The organism is Bacillus sp. CZDM1 (assembly GCF_055502545.1).
The window spans coordinates 13,408-29,078 of sequence record NZ_JBUESO010000001.1 but is presented as its reverse complement, the minus strand read 5'-3'; the positions used below and the strand labels follow the sequence as shown (position 1 = coordinate 29,078).

Sequence of the window (15,671 nt, the reverse complement as noted above, 5' to 3'; positions counted from 1 at the left end):
AATGTGTCTTGGTTTGACGTAATCCCAGATGGGTAGAATCTTATAAAAACTCACTTCTTGTCGCTTAATGACAAAAAATGCCCACTAAAAATCGTCTTTTGTCGTTGTATGCGCTTACCTAGGAAATAATTAATAGTTATTTTGGTTTATTTCCCAAAGGAGAGATGTTAGTTTCATAACTAACATCTCTTTTTATGTAGCCAAAGTCTAAAATAGCAGTTCGAATACTTCGTTTAATTCATGAGCCCTTTTTTCATCTTGCTCTTCCTTTGCATAATTAATTTCTTGAGGAAGCATTTCATTTAAAAAGTCAATCTCCTTCTGGCTTAACTGTTTCACAAAATCTCCTTCAGAAGTAAATTTTCCTTCAGTTAATTTGCGATATAATTGTTTCCCTTCAGAATGTTGATCACTGTAATTTGATAAGATTTCACGTAAATAGCCCAATGTTTTATCCATTTAAGTCAACCATCCTTTCACTTTTTATCTTTTGACGAAAAGGGATTTATAATACCTTTCCTTAATTAGATTCACATTATAATAAATGGTACAGACTATAGAAGAACCGTATTCAATGGAAGGATTGGTCTAAAAAGGGGGGACCTGCTTGTTAAACCATTTGGTTAAAGCAATACCAAATTTATTTACTATTGGGAACTTATTATCTGGTGTCTTTTCGATTACCTTTAATTTGAATGGATATTTACAAATGGCAGCAATGTTTATTTTCTTATCGGCAATATTTGATTTTTTTGATGGACGCTTAGCAAGAAGATTGAAGTTGAATAGTGAATTTGGAGTTGAACTTGATTCATTAGCCGATATTGTTAGTCTTGGAGTGGCACCAGCGCTATTATTTTACTCATTAGAACCATCATCAATTTTCACGACAATTGCATTTATGCTATTTCCAACGATGGGCGCATTACGCTTAGCAAAATTTAATGTAAAGCCAACCAGAGGCTACTTTATGGGTCTGCCAATTACGGCTGCTGGGCTGTTAATGGCTTGCATGGGAATATTTCTATACAGTAGTGCATTCATAACCATTTTACTATCCATTCTTATGGTGAGCCCTATAAGAATAAAGAAGCTATAACAACATTTTGCTAACCAAAATATATTCTGTAAACAAATAACATTTCACCAGTAGTTTTCCAATCATATTCTAACCTTAAATGTAAAGATTAAGCTAATGGAAGGGTCATTTTACTTTCCATTCTCACGTAAGATAAAGGAGTGCTTTGGATGAGAAATATGATAAAGCCGTTTTTCAATATGTTTGGTAAGAAACGAAAGAGCAGGGGGGCCATGTGGGCATCTCTGCTTGGAGTCGGAATAAGTGCTGCCGTTTTTGGATTAACAAGAGGAAAACGAAATAATATTGCAGTGCCTCTTCAAAATGTAGTCCAAAGCTTTACGCCCAAAACTAACTTCAATAATATGAGTAACACTGCGCTAGCTGAATTCTCAGAAGAGTTATTAGCTAGTGCACTAAGAAATGATAAAAATCGATAAAAAAAGTCCGCATTCAATGCGGGCTTTTTCAAAGTGTCGGGAAGGGAACTTTCTTGGGCTTATATTCAATGACCTCAGAGGAATAAAGCTTAATGACTAAAAGTTTCCCAATTGTTCTAGCTTGGATTAAAATGGGTTGATTGTACATATTCTTAAATTCAAAATCAGGACCGTACCAGCTGACGGTTGCATCCCGTCCTGGTGGAATATAGGGGACTTGTCTGCTGTGAGAAAAACGCTGAACGATTTTCAGTCCTGCGCTATCGACTGCATTAAATAATGTGGAAGATACCTGACATATTCCTCCGCCGATGTCTTCGGCATATTCACCTTTCACAATCACTTTAGCCTTTTCATACCCCTTCTCAGTTGTCCGTTTGCCTACTACAGAATTAAATGAAAATGTGTCACCAGGAAACACAACATGATTATTAATGGCTTCGACTGCCAATTGAATATTGGTTGACCGCTTTTTATTCCTGGGATTAAAAGAAGTAATGTACCGGCCAATTCGAATACTGCGAATATCTGAAAGTAATTCACTATCCACCTTTGGATAAACAGGATACATAGGTATTTCTAATGTTGATTTGTTCTGTTCGAAAAAAAAGGAATAGAAGCTTTCTGTAAAAGCTTGTCGATTGATGCTTAGACCAGCCTGCTCAGGAATAATATTTTCATGCTGATCCAGCCTTGCATCTTTGGGTATCACTGACAACTGCTTTTCTAATTGATTTAACAGTTTATTATATTTTTTCGTATCCAAAATAAAGAAACTTGGATCCCCTATAGCGTAATCTTCTCTATTAATAGTAGAAATTGGTTTTCCATCTTTAGTTATGTCCACACCAGCTTGAGGTGTTACCTGCTGAATTATAAATAAAAAGGTAAATAACCATGTAACACTCATATAGCACAAACCTCCCTCATGTTAATGTGAGGCAAAGTTTGTATTTTTATGTAAGAAACTAACCTGAATCATTTTGGAAAGGGATACTAAAAATAAGTGTTATTCTTTTTTTAGATTTGATTGAAAAAAGTGTAGAATAATAGTATATAATCAAGTAATAACACGAATTTCGCAAAGTGCTAGCAGTTTGCTATATAAATGATAGGAGTGTCTCCATTGGCTGAAAACGGAAGAATACAATTAAATGTAAGGATTTCAAAAGAAACCTCTGACAAACTTGACGAAATTGTTGAATACTATCAAGAAAACCTTAAATTAGGCAGAGTATATAAAGGTGATGTACTAACTGATATCATAGAAAAATCATATGAATTAATGAAAAAACAAAAAATGGGTATAAAGAGATATTAAATAATTATTTTGTTAGAATATTTAGAAATAAATTTGAATATTTAATGTTTGGAGGTATAATAGTAATTGTGGCATACCAACTGGTTAGTATGTATGAAAGGGTGAAGTGAATGGAATTTTTATATTCTGCTAAAGTGAAAGAGTTACAGACAAAGCTGACAAACTTCATGGAAGAACACGTATATCCTAATGAAAAAGTGTATGAGCAGCAAATAAACGAGCAGGAAAATCGCTGGAGTGCTGTCCCTCAGGTAATGGAGGACTTAAAGGAAAAAGCAAAGGCTGCTGGTCTCTGGAACCTATTTCTCCCAGAAAGTGAATATGGAGCAGGTTTAACGAATTTAGAATATGCTCCGCTTTGCGAGATTATGGGGCGCTCAATGATTGGTCCTGAAGTGTTTAACTGCAGTGCACCGGATACTGGGAATATGGAAGTAATTGTTCGCTATGGTAAAGTGGAACACAAGGAAAAGTGGCTTAAACCATTACTAGCAGGGGAAATTCGTTCTTGCTTTTCCATGACTGAACCGGCGGTAGCTTCTTCTGATGCAACTAATATTGAAGCAAGCATAGTAAGAGATGGTGATGAGTATATCATTAACGGACGTAAATGGTGGTCATCTGGCGCAGGCGATCCTAGATGTAAGATAGCGATTGTCATGGGAAAAACAGACTTTAATGCCAACCGTCATGAACAGCAGTCGATGATTCTCGTTCCTCTTGATACACCAGGAGTGACAATTGAAAGGATGCTGCCTGTTTTCGGTTACGATCATGCCCCGCATGGACACGCTGAAATTTCTTATAAAAATGTTAGAGTTCCGGCAGAAAATATTCTTTGGGGAGAAGGAAAAGGTTTTGCGATAGCCCAGGGAAGATTAGGACCAGGAAGAATTCATCACTGTATGAGATTGATTGGTGCAGCAGAGCGTGCTCTTGAACTTTTATGTAAGCGTGTTCAAGATCGTGAAGCCTTTGGAAGACCGCTTTCAAGCCAAGGGGTTATTAAGGAATGGATTGCAGATTCAAGGATCGAAATTGAACAAGCCAGGTTATTGACTCTAAAGGCAGCTTATATGATGGATACTGTTGGAAACAAAGAGGCGAAAACAGAGATTGCTATGATTAAAGTAGTGGCACCTAACATGGCTTTACGTGTTATTGACAGAGCGATACAAGCATTTGGCGGAGCAGGAGTTTCTGATGATTTTCCGCTTGCAGCGATGTGGGCAAATTCGAGAACATTACGACTTGCAGACGGACCAGATGAGGTACACCGCGCTCAGATAGCAAAGCTTGAATTAAGAAAATATCAATAATAAAAAGTTCGATATGCAAATGAAGGTATCTCAAGACAGCTGTCGAAAGAAATGGTAGTAAAGATAGAGAGATTAGAAGAAAGGCAGTGAAGTACCTTGAAATTGAATGGAAAAATTGCCATTGTAACCGGCGGGGGTTCCGGGATTGGTCGCTCTACTGCGATTCGTTTTGCGAAAGAAGGGGCAAAGGTGGCTGTTGCTGACCTGGATTCCCTAAGCAGTGAAGAAACCGTCAGTCTGATTCGAGAATCTGGTGGTGAGGCTATTTTTATCAAAACAGATGTGAAATACTCCAACCAGGTAAAGGATCTTATTAACACCACAACAACTACTTTTGGCGGCCTGCATATATTAGTCAACAATGCAGGAGTTGGTCATTCAGAGGTTAGAAGTGTAGATCTCCAAGAAGAAGAGTGGGATCATGTGATTGATATCAATTTAAAAGGTGTATTCCTAGGAATTAAATATGCTATTCCTGAAATGAAAAAATCAGGCGGCGGTGCGATTATTAATACTTCTAGTTTACTAGGATTAAAGGGTAAAAAATATCAAGCTGCTTATAATGCCTCAAAAGCAGGTGTAGTAATTCTAACACAAAATGCTGCACTTGAGTATGGCAAGTACAATATCCGTGTGAATGCCATTGCTCCTGGGGTTATTGATACGAAAATCATCGATGTCTGGAAGCAGGATGAGAGAAGATGGCCATTTATATCAAAGGCTAATGCTCTTGGTAGAATTGGATCTCCAGATGAAGTAGCAAATGCTATTTTCTTCTTAGCTTCAGACGAAGCATCGTTTATTACAGGTGCAACTCTATCCGTTGATGGGGGAGGACTTACTTTTTAACCTAAATTGATAATTTTGGAGGGAAACGAATGGCTGAAAAGAAAATAGGAATGGCACAATACCCAGACACGATTTCATCAACAATCTCAAATCCTGAAAAAAATCTAGTAGAAATACTTCAAGAGACAACCGCAAAATATCCTACAAATAATGCACTATCCTTCTTTGGAAGAAAAATTACCTATCTGCAATTACTAGGACTTTCTCAAGGCTTTACCTCTGCTCTTCAGCAAAATCAAGTTCAAAAGGGAGACCGTGTGGCACTTATGCTTCCGAACTGCCCACAATATGTCATTTCTTATTATGGCACGTTAGGTGCAGGGGCAATTGTGACTCAAGTAAATCCTATGAGTGTCGAGCGAGAGCTTGAATATATCCTGAATGACTCTGGAGCTGAAACCATTGTAGTCATGGATGCGTTTTATCCTAGAGTAAAAAGTGTTCAGCCACGAACCAGTTTGAAGAATATCATTGTCGTCAGCCTGCAGCCATCAGGAAGAGATTTCACTATAGATCGCAGCTTTGAACAATTCTTAGCAACTGGCAATGGACAGGTAACTCCTGTAAATATTGAATTGGAGCATGATATTGCTGTTCTTCAATATACAGGCGGCACAACAGGAAGGTCTAAGGGAGCGATGTTAACACACCGAAATATCGTGGCAAACGTCCTACAATCCTATGAATTCTTCAAGCACGAATTTGAACTTGGAAAAGAACGCTGTTTAACGGTTATACCGCTCTTCCATGTCTTTGGTATGACTGCTTGTATGAACCTAACTATTTTTACTGGCGGGGAATCGATTATGCTTCCACGTTTTGATTTAGAGGAAGTGTTAAATACAATCAAAAATGAACAACCTACCACTTTCCCAGGGGTTCCAACCATGTATGTGGCCATTACTAATCATCCACGTGCTGAGGAGTACGGTTTGAATTGTATAAAAACCTGCAATAGCGGCAGTGCACCTATGCCGGTAGAACTTCTCCGTGAATTTGAAAGAAAAACAGGGGCAAAGATTTTGGAAGGTTATGGACTATCCGAAGCGTCTCCAACCACACATTGCAACCCACCATTTGCAGCCCGTAAGCCAGGAAGTGTAGGCATTGGGATGCCATCTACGGAATACAAGATTGTAGATGTGGGCAGTGGGTTAGAAGAAGTTTCAGTTGGGGAATTAGGTGAAGTGATTATTAAAGGACCGCAAATTATGAAAGGTTACTGGAATATGCCGGAAGAAACAGCCAATACATTAAGAGATGGCTGGCTCTATACGGGGGATATAGCCAAAGTGGATGAAGATGGTTATCTATATATCGTTGACCGTAAAAAGGATTTAATTATTGCAAGCGGTTTCAATATTTATCCTCGAGATATTGAAGAAGTGCTTTATGAGCACCCAGCAGTTCAAGAAGCCGTTGTGATTGGAGTTCCTGATGTATATCGTGGAGAAGATGTAAAGGCTTTTGTCGTTTTAAAGGCTGGCCAAACACTTACAGAAGAGGAAGTTATTCAATATTGTAAGCAAAATATGGCAGCTTATAAGGTTCCGAGAAGTGTTGAATTCCGTGAGCAATTGCCAAAAACACAAGTCGGTAAAATTCTCCGTCGAGCCTTACGAGAGGAATCAGTTACAAACTAAAAAGACTAACAATTTTCTGCAGATTGTCCGATAGGAAGCGAAAAAGAATATGATATAATTTCACTAGACCTATTACAGATTGCGAGGACATAAGCGGTGAAAGATAAATTAACAGAGCACAGTATCCGGTTGTTTGAGAAAAAGGGCTTTAAGGAAACGTCCATACAGGACATCGTGGATTCTATAGGTGTAACAAAAGGGACCTTTTATTATTATTTTTCTAGTAAAGAAGAACTCTTAATGGACATTAATCTTGGATACATTAATTACTTACTAGAAAAACAAAAAGAAATTTTAGCGGATACCAGTAGCTGTAAAGAGAAGCTGTTCGAGATTGTTTACTTGCTTATAGGTAATATTAAAACACAAGGATATGCTGCTAAAATCTTCTTTAGAGAAATGAAAAATTTAAATGAAGAAAGACTTGCCTTAATAGTGCCTAAACGGGATGAATTCCGTTTGAATGTTGAGAGAATACTGAACGATGGAATTGAAAAGGGTGAGTTCCGAGCAGACTTAAATGCTCATATCGTTACCTTTGGAATTCTAGGTGCTTCCAATTGGAGTTATCAATGGTTTAATCCAAATGGAGTTTCTACTGATCGCGAAGTAGCAGAGATTTTTGTTGAAATGATATTAGAGGGAATTCAAGCAAATTAATAAAAATATATGGAGGGTTTTGTTAACAGCTAAACTCTCCTTTCGTTATTGCCTACTATCCGGTCAGAATGTGCAGAAGAGACTGAATTTTTTAATAAAAGGAGGGTTTCTATGCCTCACCAAATGAGTAAAGATACAATTCCAGTCCGAAAAGGGGAGGAATTAGATTTAGCTGTGTTGGAACAATTTTTACGCAGTAATATTGAAAACCTGCCAAATAGCCCCCTTGAACTTCTGCAATTTTCTGCAGGTCATTCAAATTTAACGTATCAAATAAAAATAGGGGAATGGGAAGCTGTTTTGCGACGTCCGCCATTAGGACCTGTTGCACCTAAAGCACATGATATGGAAAGAGAATTTAAAATTATCTCTGAGCTTCATCCAGTTTTTTCAGTCACCCCGAAACCAATTCTGTTTTCCAAGCAGGAGGAGATTGTTGGAAGTCCATTTTTTATCATGGAACGGAAAAACGGTTTGGTCATTGACACTTCCTTTCCAGAGGAAATAATGATAACGAAAGAGCTTTGTCTACAATTGTCAGAGGTAATGGTAAATAAATTAGTGGAGCTTCACGGGATTAATTATAAAGAGACTGGACTAGGAGCGATTAGTAAGCCAGAGGGATTCATAGAAAGACAGGTTCATAGCTGGTTAGGTCGCTATGAAAGAGCGAAAACGGATGAAATTGCTGCGGTTGAATCCTTGAAAAATTGGCTGTCCGGTAATATTCCGGTTCAACATACAGCTGCCGTCATTCACTATGACTTTAAATTTAATAATGCGATGTTTAATGAAAGCTTATCGGAAATGGTGGGGCTATTTGATTGGGAAATGACAACAGTAGGTGATCCGCTTGCAGATCTTGGAGTGGCCATGAGTTATTGGAATCAAGCTGATGATCCAGAGGATTTAAAAAAGGGGCTAGGAAAAGCGCCTGTAACCGTAAGTGATGGATTCTTTACGAGAAAGCAATTTATTGAGCTTTATGCGAAGAAAAGCGGCCGGGACGTAACCAATATGAACTTTTATTTAACCTTTGCCTACTTTAAACTGGCTGTCATTTGTCAACAGATTTACTATCGATATATAAAAGGTCAAACCCATGATCTTCGGTTTGCTCATTTCAATGATAAAGCAAAAATGCTAATAGAGCATGCCGCTAGGGTTGCTGCTGGAGAGTTGTAGGAGGTAAGGAAACGAGATTTACTGGCGGATAGCGGGAATTACTTGCGGATAACGAGATTTATTGGCGGATAACAGGATTTACTGGCGGAAAGCGAGATTTACTGGCGGAAAGCAGGATTTACTGGCGGATAACGGAATTTACTTGCGGATAGAAAATAGATAAGGGAGGAAGATTTTATTGAAAAATAATGATTTATTAATTGAAAAGCTAGGTCCAGTTTTGTCTTTAACATTGAACCGCCCAGAAAGTTTGAATGCATTTAGCCCGGATATGATACTAGGATTGAAAGCCGCACTTCAGGAAGCAAAGAATGATCTTGATGTACAGGTAATTGTTTTGTTCGGGGCTGGCCGCTCCTTTAGTGCTGGCGGTGATGTAAAAACAATGGGGCAGGCAGATGGGAATCAAACCTATGAACATATAGGTAAACTAAATGAGCTCATTCTATTGATGAAGGATTTAGAAAAACCGATTATCGCTTCTGTGCACGGCTTCGCGGCAGGTGCTGGTTTCAATTTAGCGTTAGCGTGTGACATGATTGTTGCGGCTGAGGATAGTAAATTTGCCCTTAGCTTCTCGAAGGTTGGTCTCGTTTCTGATGGTGGGGGATCTTATTTCCTTCCGAAACTAATCGGACCACACTTAGCCAAGCAGTTCTTCTTCAGTGCAGAACCGATCCCTGCAAAGCGTCTCTACCAATTAGGCGTGATTAATGCTTTGTTCTCATTAGAGAGACTACAAGAAGAAACAACGAAAATAGCACTTAATTTAGCACAGGGTCCTGGAAAAGCATTTGGTAAACAAAAGAAATTAATTGACCATTCCTTAAACGCAACACTCGAAGAAATCCTAGAAGAGGAGCGGCTTACTCAAGTATTAATGGTTCAAACAGAGGATCACAAGGAAGGCGTCGCTGCCTTTAAGGAAAAAAGAAATCCAGTATATAAAGGCAGGTAGAAAGGGAGTTTTTACATGAAAGCAATTCAATTAGAAAAATTTGGCGGACCAGAAGTATTAGAGATTGTTGAGATTGATAGACCCGTTCCAACAGGGCGTGAGGTACTAATTGAAATAAAGGCAATAGGCGTTAATTATGCAGATACAGCGAGAAGAGAGGGACAATATGTCGTTAAAACCCCTCTCCCATTTATTCCAGGAGCAGAAATTGCTGGAGTGGTTACAGCTGTTGGTGAAAAGGTGGAGAGTGTTAAGCCGGGGATGAGGGTCGTAACGTTAATCGAATCAGGAGGATATTCAGAATTTGCGCTTGCTGATGAGCGCTCATTGATTCCGATTCCTGAGCAGTTAGACTTTCAGAATGCAGCAGCTTTACCGCTCCAAGGGTTAAGTGCCTATCATGTGTTAAAAACGATGGGACGTTTGGAGAAAGGGGAAACTGTTCTCGTTCACGCTGCCGCTGGTGGTGTTGGAACTCTTTCTGTACAATTAGCTAAGCTGTTTGGTGCAGGGAAAATCATTGCAACCGCTAGCTCTCCTGAAAAATTAGAACTAGCCCGCAAAATGGGTGCAGATGTCCTGATTAACTACAGTGAATCAAACTGGGTAGAACAGGTTCTTGAAGCAACTGGCGGCAAAGGAGTAGATGTTGCACTTGAGATGGTAGGCGGAGAGGTTTTCAATAACACATTAAAATGTCTAGCTACCTTTGGACGTCTTGTTGTATTTGGTGCAGCAAGCGGAGAGCAGAGCAGAATGTATCCGTCTTCCCTGATGGCTCGAAATCAGTCTGTTATCGGCTTTTTCCTGCCGCAGATAATGAGAAAACCTGAGTTGCTTCAGTCTAGTTTAGTAGAATTACTAACCTATCTTGGGGAAGGAAAACTGAAGCTTACAATTGGCGGTGTGTTCCCGTTAGAGGAAGCAGCAAATGTACATGTGTTATTACAATCAAGAAAAACGACAGGTAAGTTAATATTAGAACCATAAATCTTTCACAAGTAAGTGTTTGAGGTCTGGAGATTTCCGGGCCTCTTTTTTCGTGGGTATATTAACAAACTATGAACAAATTATTAAATAGCAGGGAAGTTTTTGCGATATAGTTGATATGAGATAAAAATCATATAAACTGAAGAAAAGAAGAGATTTTGCTGGGAGTTGACGGATATTGAAAATACTCGTAATTGAAGATAATACAAGTGTGTGTTCGATGATAGAAATGTTTTTTGCAAAGGAAGGACTTGAAGGTACCTTTGTCAATGATGGTCTTGAAGGATACAACACGTTCAAAACAGGAACATGGGATGCTTTGATTGTCGATTGGATGCTGCCTGGCATGGATGGAGTAACCATTTGCCGGAAAATTAGAGAGGAAAAATATACGGTGCCCATTATTATGTTGACTGCGAAGGATACAGAGTCTGATCAAGTGCTCGGTCTTGAAATGGGAGCAGATGACTATGTAACCAAGCCTTTTAGCCCACTTACTCTAATGGCAAGAATTAAGGCGGTTACACGCAGATATCAAACGCAAGTGACGTCTCAAACAGAGGATTTCCTACAGACAGAACATTTTAAAATAAGCAAAAATACCCGTGAAGTGCTTGTTGATGGGGTGCCAATTACAAATCTTACGCCAAAAGAGTTTGATCTCTTATATTATATGGTGGAACATCCGCGGCAGGTTTTTTCAAGAGAACAACTGCTTGAACGGGTTTGGGGATATCAATTTTACGGTGATGAACGGACGGTAGATGTTCATATTAAACGACTGCGAAAAAAAGTTGAAACTGCATCCCAGCCATTCTTCCACACTGTATGGGGAGTAGGTTATAAGTTTGATGAGTCGATTCAAACAGATAAGAATTAAATATTTTTCTCAACAGTTTATCAGCCACATTAGTATCATTATTGTCGCATTTCTTGTCTTAAGTCTTTTGTTTGCTCATTATGTTGGAAATTTGGTTTATGAGGAAAAAGCGGATGAATTAATCTCTTATGGAGAAGCCATCATTTCTGATATTGAACGGAATCCGATTGCTATGGATCAAATTATCACTCAATATAGTAATTCTTTACGTTCAAGAAAGATTAGCTTTAGCATGTTTGACCAAGAAGCAAATCTTTATGCTGTCGGACGTAGTGGACCTGCAATTGAGTTGAAACCTTCAGAGTGGGAAAAAATTACAAATGGTAAAACCATTATTGTCCAAAGTGATTATAAACGATTTGATCAAGACGGTGTGACATTTGTTGTTTTACCCTATATTGATAATCGTGACAGGTTTGTGGGTGGGATATTGTTAACCTCACCAATCAGTGGGTCCAGTGCTATGATTCGCCAGGTGAATCAATTTTTACTTTATACAATCCTAATTGCGTTAGGGGTTTCGTTTTTACTCAGCTGGCTGCTATCAAAAATCCATGTGAATCGGATAAAACGGCTCCGTGAAGCAACATCGCTTGTCTCAGCTGGGGATTATCATGTCCATGTACCATCCTCTAATTTTGATGAAATTGGTGAATTAGCGAATGATTTCAACCACATGGTAAAAAAATTAAACTATTCTATGGAGGAAATTGATGCACTGGAGAATCGCAGACGTCAATTCATGGCGGATGTTTCTCATGAAATGAGGACACCGTTAACCACCATAAGCGGGGTTATTGAGGGCTTGAAAAATGACATGATTCCTGAAGAGGATCGAGAACGTGGGATCAATTTAGTGAGTCAGGAAGCAAAACGGCTTATGCGTCTTGTTAATGAAAACCTTGATTATGAAAAAATCCGCTCCAATCAAATTCAGTTATTTAGGGAAGACATTCAGCTATTAGAACTATTAGAAATTATCCAAGAGCAATTATTCGTACAGGCTGAAGAGAAAAATGTAGAAATTATTGTTGAGGCCGACGAAGAGGTGATGGTCAATGCTGACTATGATCGACTTGTCCAAATTTTAATTAATATAACCAAAAATAGCATCCAATTTACCTCCGATGGAACAATTTGGCTTAGAGCTAGAAAAGATATTCTAGGAACGATTATTGAAGTTGAGGATACAGGTATTGGTATTGATCCGAGTGAAGTCGAAAACATTTGGAGACGTTTTTATAAAGCAGATATTTCTAGAACAAGTAATCCATATGGGGCATTTGGTCTAGGTCTATCGATTGTAAAGCAACTGGTACTTCTTCATAATGGAGAGATTGATGTGCAAAGCGAAAAAGGTAAAGGTACAAAATTTACCATAACCTTCAAACAGTAAGCAGCAGGGAGATTCCTGCTGTTTTTATTTTTCTAAATATCCGACTTTTTTCTTAATAATTTCCAAATCCCGTTATAGTTTGTTAACAATTTTTTCATAATTATGGGCTAAATTATAAGTAAGATAATAAATTACACAAAATTTAGTATAAAGGAGAAGATAGAATATGAATTACAAAGATGAATTCGAAAGTGAGAATGAAAATAATCTACAAAATACATCAGACCAAATTCCAGATATTTATGATAGAAAGCCAGAAGAAAAAGAACTAGAGACACAATCATTACTTATAGCGAACGAGCCAGCAGGGAAAACGGAGGAATTGGAAGTAGAGAAAAATGAAGAAGAAATAGGGACTGAACAACCTGTGAACCGTGTGGAGTTTAAAAACAGTACAAAGAAAAAAGGAAAAAAGGTAAAAGGTTTTGCCTCAATGGTAGCAGCAGGTGTGGTGGGATCTGTGTTGACATTGACCGTTCTCCCATACACCAATTACTTGGATAATTTCCAACAAGCAGATGAAAAACAACCCCTTGGTATTACTCAGCAAAACGCAAATTCTGACGTAAATACCGTAACAGCACAGCCAACTTCTGCAAAGTCTTCCTCTTCAATTGCAGATACTGTTGAGCAGCTGTCAAAAACGATAGTTGGAATTGTCAATTACCAACAGCGTCAAAGCCTAGGATTTAATGGAAGCAGTTCCTCTCAAAATGTTGAGAGTGGTACAGGCTCAGGGGTTATTTTTCAAAAGAATAATGATACTGCCTACATTGTAACCAATAACCATGTGGTGGAGGGGGCTACTAAACTAGAAGTATCTCTATATAACGGAGAAAAAGTAAGTGCTGAAATTGTTGGAACAGATGCCTTAACGGATTTAGCTGTTTTGAAAATCGATAGCAAATACGTTGAAGCCATTGCGAAGTTTGGTGATTCTTCCACTTTAAGGCCAGGTGACCAGGTTTATGCAATCGGAAACCCGCTTGGACTTGATTTTGCTAGAACGGTAACGGAAGGAATTGTTAGTGCAATCAATAGAAGTATTGCGGTTTCTACCTCTGCAGGAAATTGGGAAACAAATGTCATCCAAACAGATGCAGCGATTAATCCCGGAAATAGTGGTGGTGCGTTAATAAACCCGGAAGGATTAGTGATTGGAATCAACAGTTTGAAAATTTCTGAAAGCGGCGTCGAAGGGTTGGGCTTTGCAATACCAAGTAATGACCTTCTTCCAATTGTGAATGAATTAATTGACAACGGAAAGGTGGAGAGACCATATCTTGGTGTAGGACTTGCTGATTTAACAGAAGTGCCACAATTATATTGGGAGAACCTTCCTGAAAGTGTCAAGGAAGGAGTTATGATTACAGCGGTTGAACCAAACTCTGCAGCAGCCAATGGTGGTATAAAAGCACAGGATGTAATTGTTAGCATGAATGGTACAAAAATTGCCAACTCTTCAGAATTAAGAAAATTTTTGTATTCCGATGTGAAAATTGGCGATGAGATTAAATTTGAAGTATATCGTGACGGAAAGCTTACCACTGTAAACGTTAAGCTAGCGAAATAATCTAAGGGAGCAAACAATAGAATGGTTTTTATTAAGCAAAATAAAAAATTAGTTTTCGTTATAGGAGTACTTATTCTCGCAATAGGTGTTTTTCTAAGCTTTGCGCTATCAAAGGATAAAGCTATTGCAAAAATAAATGGTGATTCCATCAGTAAGGATGAATTGTACGATGTGATGGTGGAGCAATACGGAGCAGCTACAGTGGAACAATTAATAGCTGATAAAATTGTTGCCTCAGAAGCTAAAAAACAAAAAGTAACAATTTCAGATGAAGAATTGAATAAAGAAGTGGACAAATTAAAGGAGTCTTATGGCGGCGAGGAAGTTTTTAATCAGGTATTGGCTTCGAATAATACCACAGTCGACGTACTAAAAGAGGATCTTAAAAACTATTTCACCATGCGTAAATTAATAGAACCACAAATTGAAATTACGGATGAAGAGTTAAAGACTTATTTTGATGCAAATAAAGATTCTCTTGGTGAAGCAGAACAAGTAAAAGCAAGCCATATTCTAGTTGAAGATGAAGCAACTGCTAAAGAAATTAAACAAAAGCTTGCAGATGGAGCTGATTTTGCAGAGTTAGCAAAGGAATATTCTACAGATGAAGGTTCCAAGGAAAATGGCGGAGAGCTTGGATTTTTCCCTAGAGGTACAATGGTAACAGAATTTGAAGATGTAGCTTTTTCACTTCCAATAAATGAAATTAGCGAGACAGTAAAATCTGATTATGGGTATCATATAATTAAGGTTGAAGAGAAAAAGGAAGCAAAAGAGGCAAATTTTGATGATAGTAAGGCTGCAATAAAAGAAACATTGATAGATCAAAAAATGGAAACAGAATACTCTACTTGGCTTGAAGAAAAGAAAAAAGATTATGATATTGAGAATAGCCTTGAAAGTGTTGTCGGATAACTCTTCATTAAGAGGTGATAATGATGAATCAGGTCGGAAGATATGCAGCTGGTGAAGAAGTAGATGGCCTCGAACTGATGAAAATGGTCATGGAACTACCTGAAAAAGACAAAATGCTCATGTGGTCTCAAGGGTATATCGAACTCGTAGTTGAAAAAATGCCGGAATACGCTCGTGATATTTTGGACAATCGAAAGAAAAAATGGGAGGATACGAAGGCATTTTATCTGGATCAGATTGAAGAAATACTTAATGATGAGGAATTTAAAAAAGAGGCAAAGGGCGAACGGAAGGAGTTTGCCCTTTTTGTCATGGAGCGCTATCGAGAGCTCCAGTCCCTATTGTTTGCTGCTTATGATGGAAAAATAACCGAAGAAGATGTAAGGAAATTTGTCTATAGGAGAAAATTTGGCGGAAGGAAAAAGTATCTTCATTAGTTAAAACCTTTCTAATTGTCGGAATAA

At 38.2% G+C, this 15,671-nt stretch carries 17 protein-coding genes; 15 read left to right on the top strand and 2 right to left on the bottom strand.

Going from position 1 to position 15,671, the window contains the following annotated elements; genetic code table 11:
• Positions 1–207: 207 nt before the first annotated feature.
• Positions 208–459, bottom strand: a complete 252-nt coding sequence (locus ACY3XC_RS00160; RefSeq protein ID WP_464866787.1) for a sigma-G-dependent sporulation-specific acid-soluble spore protein CsgA — start codon at positions 457–459, stop codon at positions 208–210.
• Positions 460–607: 148 nt separating this feature from the next.
• Here ACY3XC_RS00160 and pssA point away from each other — a divergent pair, with 148 nt between their 5' ends.
• The gene (gene pssA / locus ACY3XC_RS00155) at positions 608–1,099 is read left to right on the top strand and encodes a CDP-diacylglycerol--serine O-phosphatidyltransferase (protein ID WP_464866785.1); all 492 of its coding nucleotides are present in this window, start codon (positions 608–610) and stop codon (positions 1,097–1,099) included.
• 149 nt (positions 1,100–1,248) lie between these two features.
• Entirely contained in the window at positions 1,249–1,518 is a 270-nt protein-coding gene (locus ACY3XC_RS00150; RefSeq protein WP_464866784.1) for a hypothetical protein, read from the top strand.
• A 28-nt stretch (positions 1,519–1,546) separates the two neighbouring features.
• On the opposite strand, the gene ACY3XC_RS00145 is transcribed toward ACY3XC_RS00150, so the two are convergent.
• The gene (locus ACY3XC_RS00145; protein ID WP_464866783.1) at positions 1,547–2,428 is read right to left on the bottom strand and encodes a VanW family protein; all 882 of its coding nucleotides are present in this window, start codon (positions 2,426–2,428) and stop codon (positions 1,547–1,549) included.
• A gap of 216 nt (positions 2,429–2,644) precedes the next feature.
• Here ACY3XC_RS00145 and ACY3XC_RS00140 point away from each other — a divergent pair, with 216 nt between their 5' ends.
• The 13 genes from ACY3XC_RS00140 to ACY3XC_RS00080 all read left to right on the top strand — a co-directional run bounded on the left by ACY3XC_RS00140 (position 2,645) and on the right by ACY3XC_RS00080 (position 15,644).
• A complete protein-coding gene (locus tag ACY3XC_RS00140; RefSeq protein WP_464866782.1) occupies positions 2,645–2,839 on the top strand; it encodes a hypothetical protein in 195 nt (64 codons plus the stop codon).
• Positions 2,840–2,949: 110 nt separating this feature from the next.
• Positions 2,950–4,158 carry an acyl-CoA dehydrogenase gene (locus tag ACY3XC_RS00135; protein ID WP_464866781.1) on the top strand — a complete coding sequence of 403 codons (1,209 nt, stop codon included), beginning with the start codon at positions 2,950–2,952 and terminating at the stop codon, positions 4,156–4,158.
• 96 nt (positions 4,159–4,254) lie between these two features.
• The gene (locus tag ACY3XC_RS00130; protein WP_464866780.1) at positions 4,255–5,007 is read left to right on the top strand and encodes an SDR family NAD(P)-dependent oxidoreductase; all 753 of its coding nucleotides are present in this window, start codon (positions 4,255–4,257) and stop codon (positions 5,005–5,007) included.
• Positions 5,008–5,036: 29 nt separating this feature from the next.
• Positions 5,037–6,650: a long-chain-fatty-acid--CoA ligase gene (locus ACY3XC_RS00125; RefSeq protein WP_464866778.1), complete on the top strand. Its 1,614-nt coding sequence runs from the start codon at positions 5,037–5,039 to the stop codon at positions 6,648–6,650.
• Positions 6,651–6,746: 96 nt separating this feature from the next.
• Positions 6,747–7,310, top strand: coding sequence for a TetR/AcrR family transcriptional regulator (locus ACY3XC_RS00120; protein ID WP_464866777.1), 564 nt, complete (start codon positions 6,747–6,749; stop codon positions 7,308–7,310).
• Between the two features lie 111 nt (positions 7,311–7,421).
• Positions 7,422–8,495: a phosphotransferase family protein gene (locus ACY3XC_RS00115; RefSeq protein WP_464866776.1), complete on the top strand. Its 1,074-nt coding sequence runs from the start codon at positions 7,422–7,424 to the stop codon at positions 8,493–8,495.
• A 178-nt stretch (positions 8,496–8,673) separates the two neighbouring features.
• A complete protein-coding gene (locus ACY3XC_RS00110; protein WP_464866775.1) occupies positions 8,674–9,453 on the top strand; it encodes an enoyl-CoA hydratase/isomerase family protein in 780 nt (259 codons plus the stop codon).
• A 15-nt stretch (positions 9,454–9,468) separates the two neighbouring features.
• Complete coding sequence (locus ACY3XC_RS00105; RefSeq protein WP_464866774.1) at positions 9,469–10,443, top strand: quinone oxidoreductase family protein; 975 nt, start codon at positions 9,469–9,471, stop codon at positions 10,441–10,443.
• Between the two features lie 178 nt (positions 10,444–10,621).
• Complete coding sequence (locus tag ACY3XC_RS00100; protein ID WP_179159043.1) at positions 10,622–11,323, top strand: response regulator transcription factor; 702 nt, start codon at positions 10,622–10,624, stop codon at positions 11,321–11,323.
• Positions 11,295–12,719 carry a sensor histidine kinase gene (locus ACY3XC_RS00095; RefSeq protein ID WP_179159042.1) on the top strand — a complete coding sequence of 475 codons (1,425 nt, stop codon included), beginning with the start codon at positions 11,295–11,297 and terminating at the stop codon, positions 12,717–12,719. Before ACY3XC_RS00100 ends, ACY3XC_RS00095 begins: the two co-directional genes overlap by 29 nt.
• Before the next feature lie 166 nt (positions 12,720–12,885).
• Positions 12,886–14,292, top strand: coding sequence for a S1C family serine protease (locus ACY3XC_RS00090; protein ID WP_464866773.1), 1,407 nt, complete (start codon positions 12,886–12,888; stop codon positions 14,290–14,292).
• A 21-nt stretch (positions 14,293–14,313) separates the two neighbouring features.
• Positions 14,314–15,207, top strand: a complete 894-nt coding sequence (locus tag ACY3XC_RS00085; protein WP_464866771.1) for a peptidylprolyl isomerase — start codon at positions 14,314–14,316, stop codon at positions 15,205–15,207.
• A gap of 20 nt (positions 15,208–15,227) precedes the next feature.
• Positions 15,228–15,644, top strand: coding sequence for a hypothetical protein (locus tag ACY3XC_RS00080; RefSeq protein ID WP_464866770.1), 417 nt, complete (start codon positions 15,228–15,230; stop codon positions 15,642–15,644).
• The last annotated feature ends 27 nt before the right edge of the window (positions 15,645–15,671 follow it).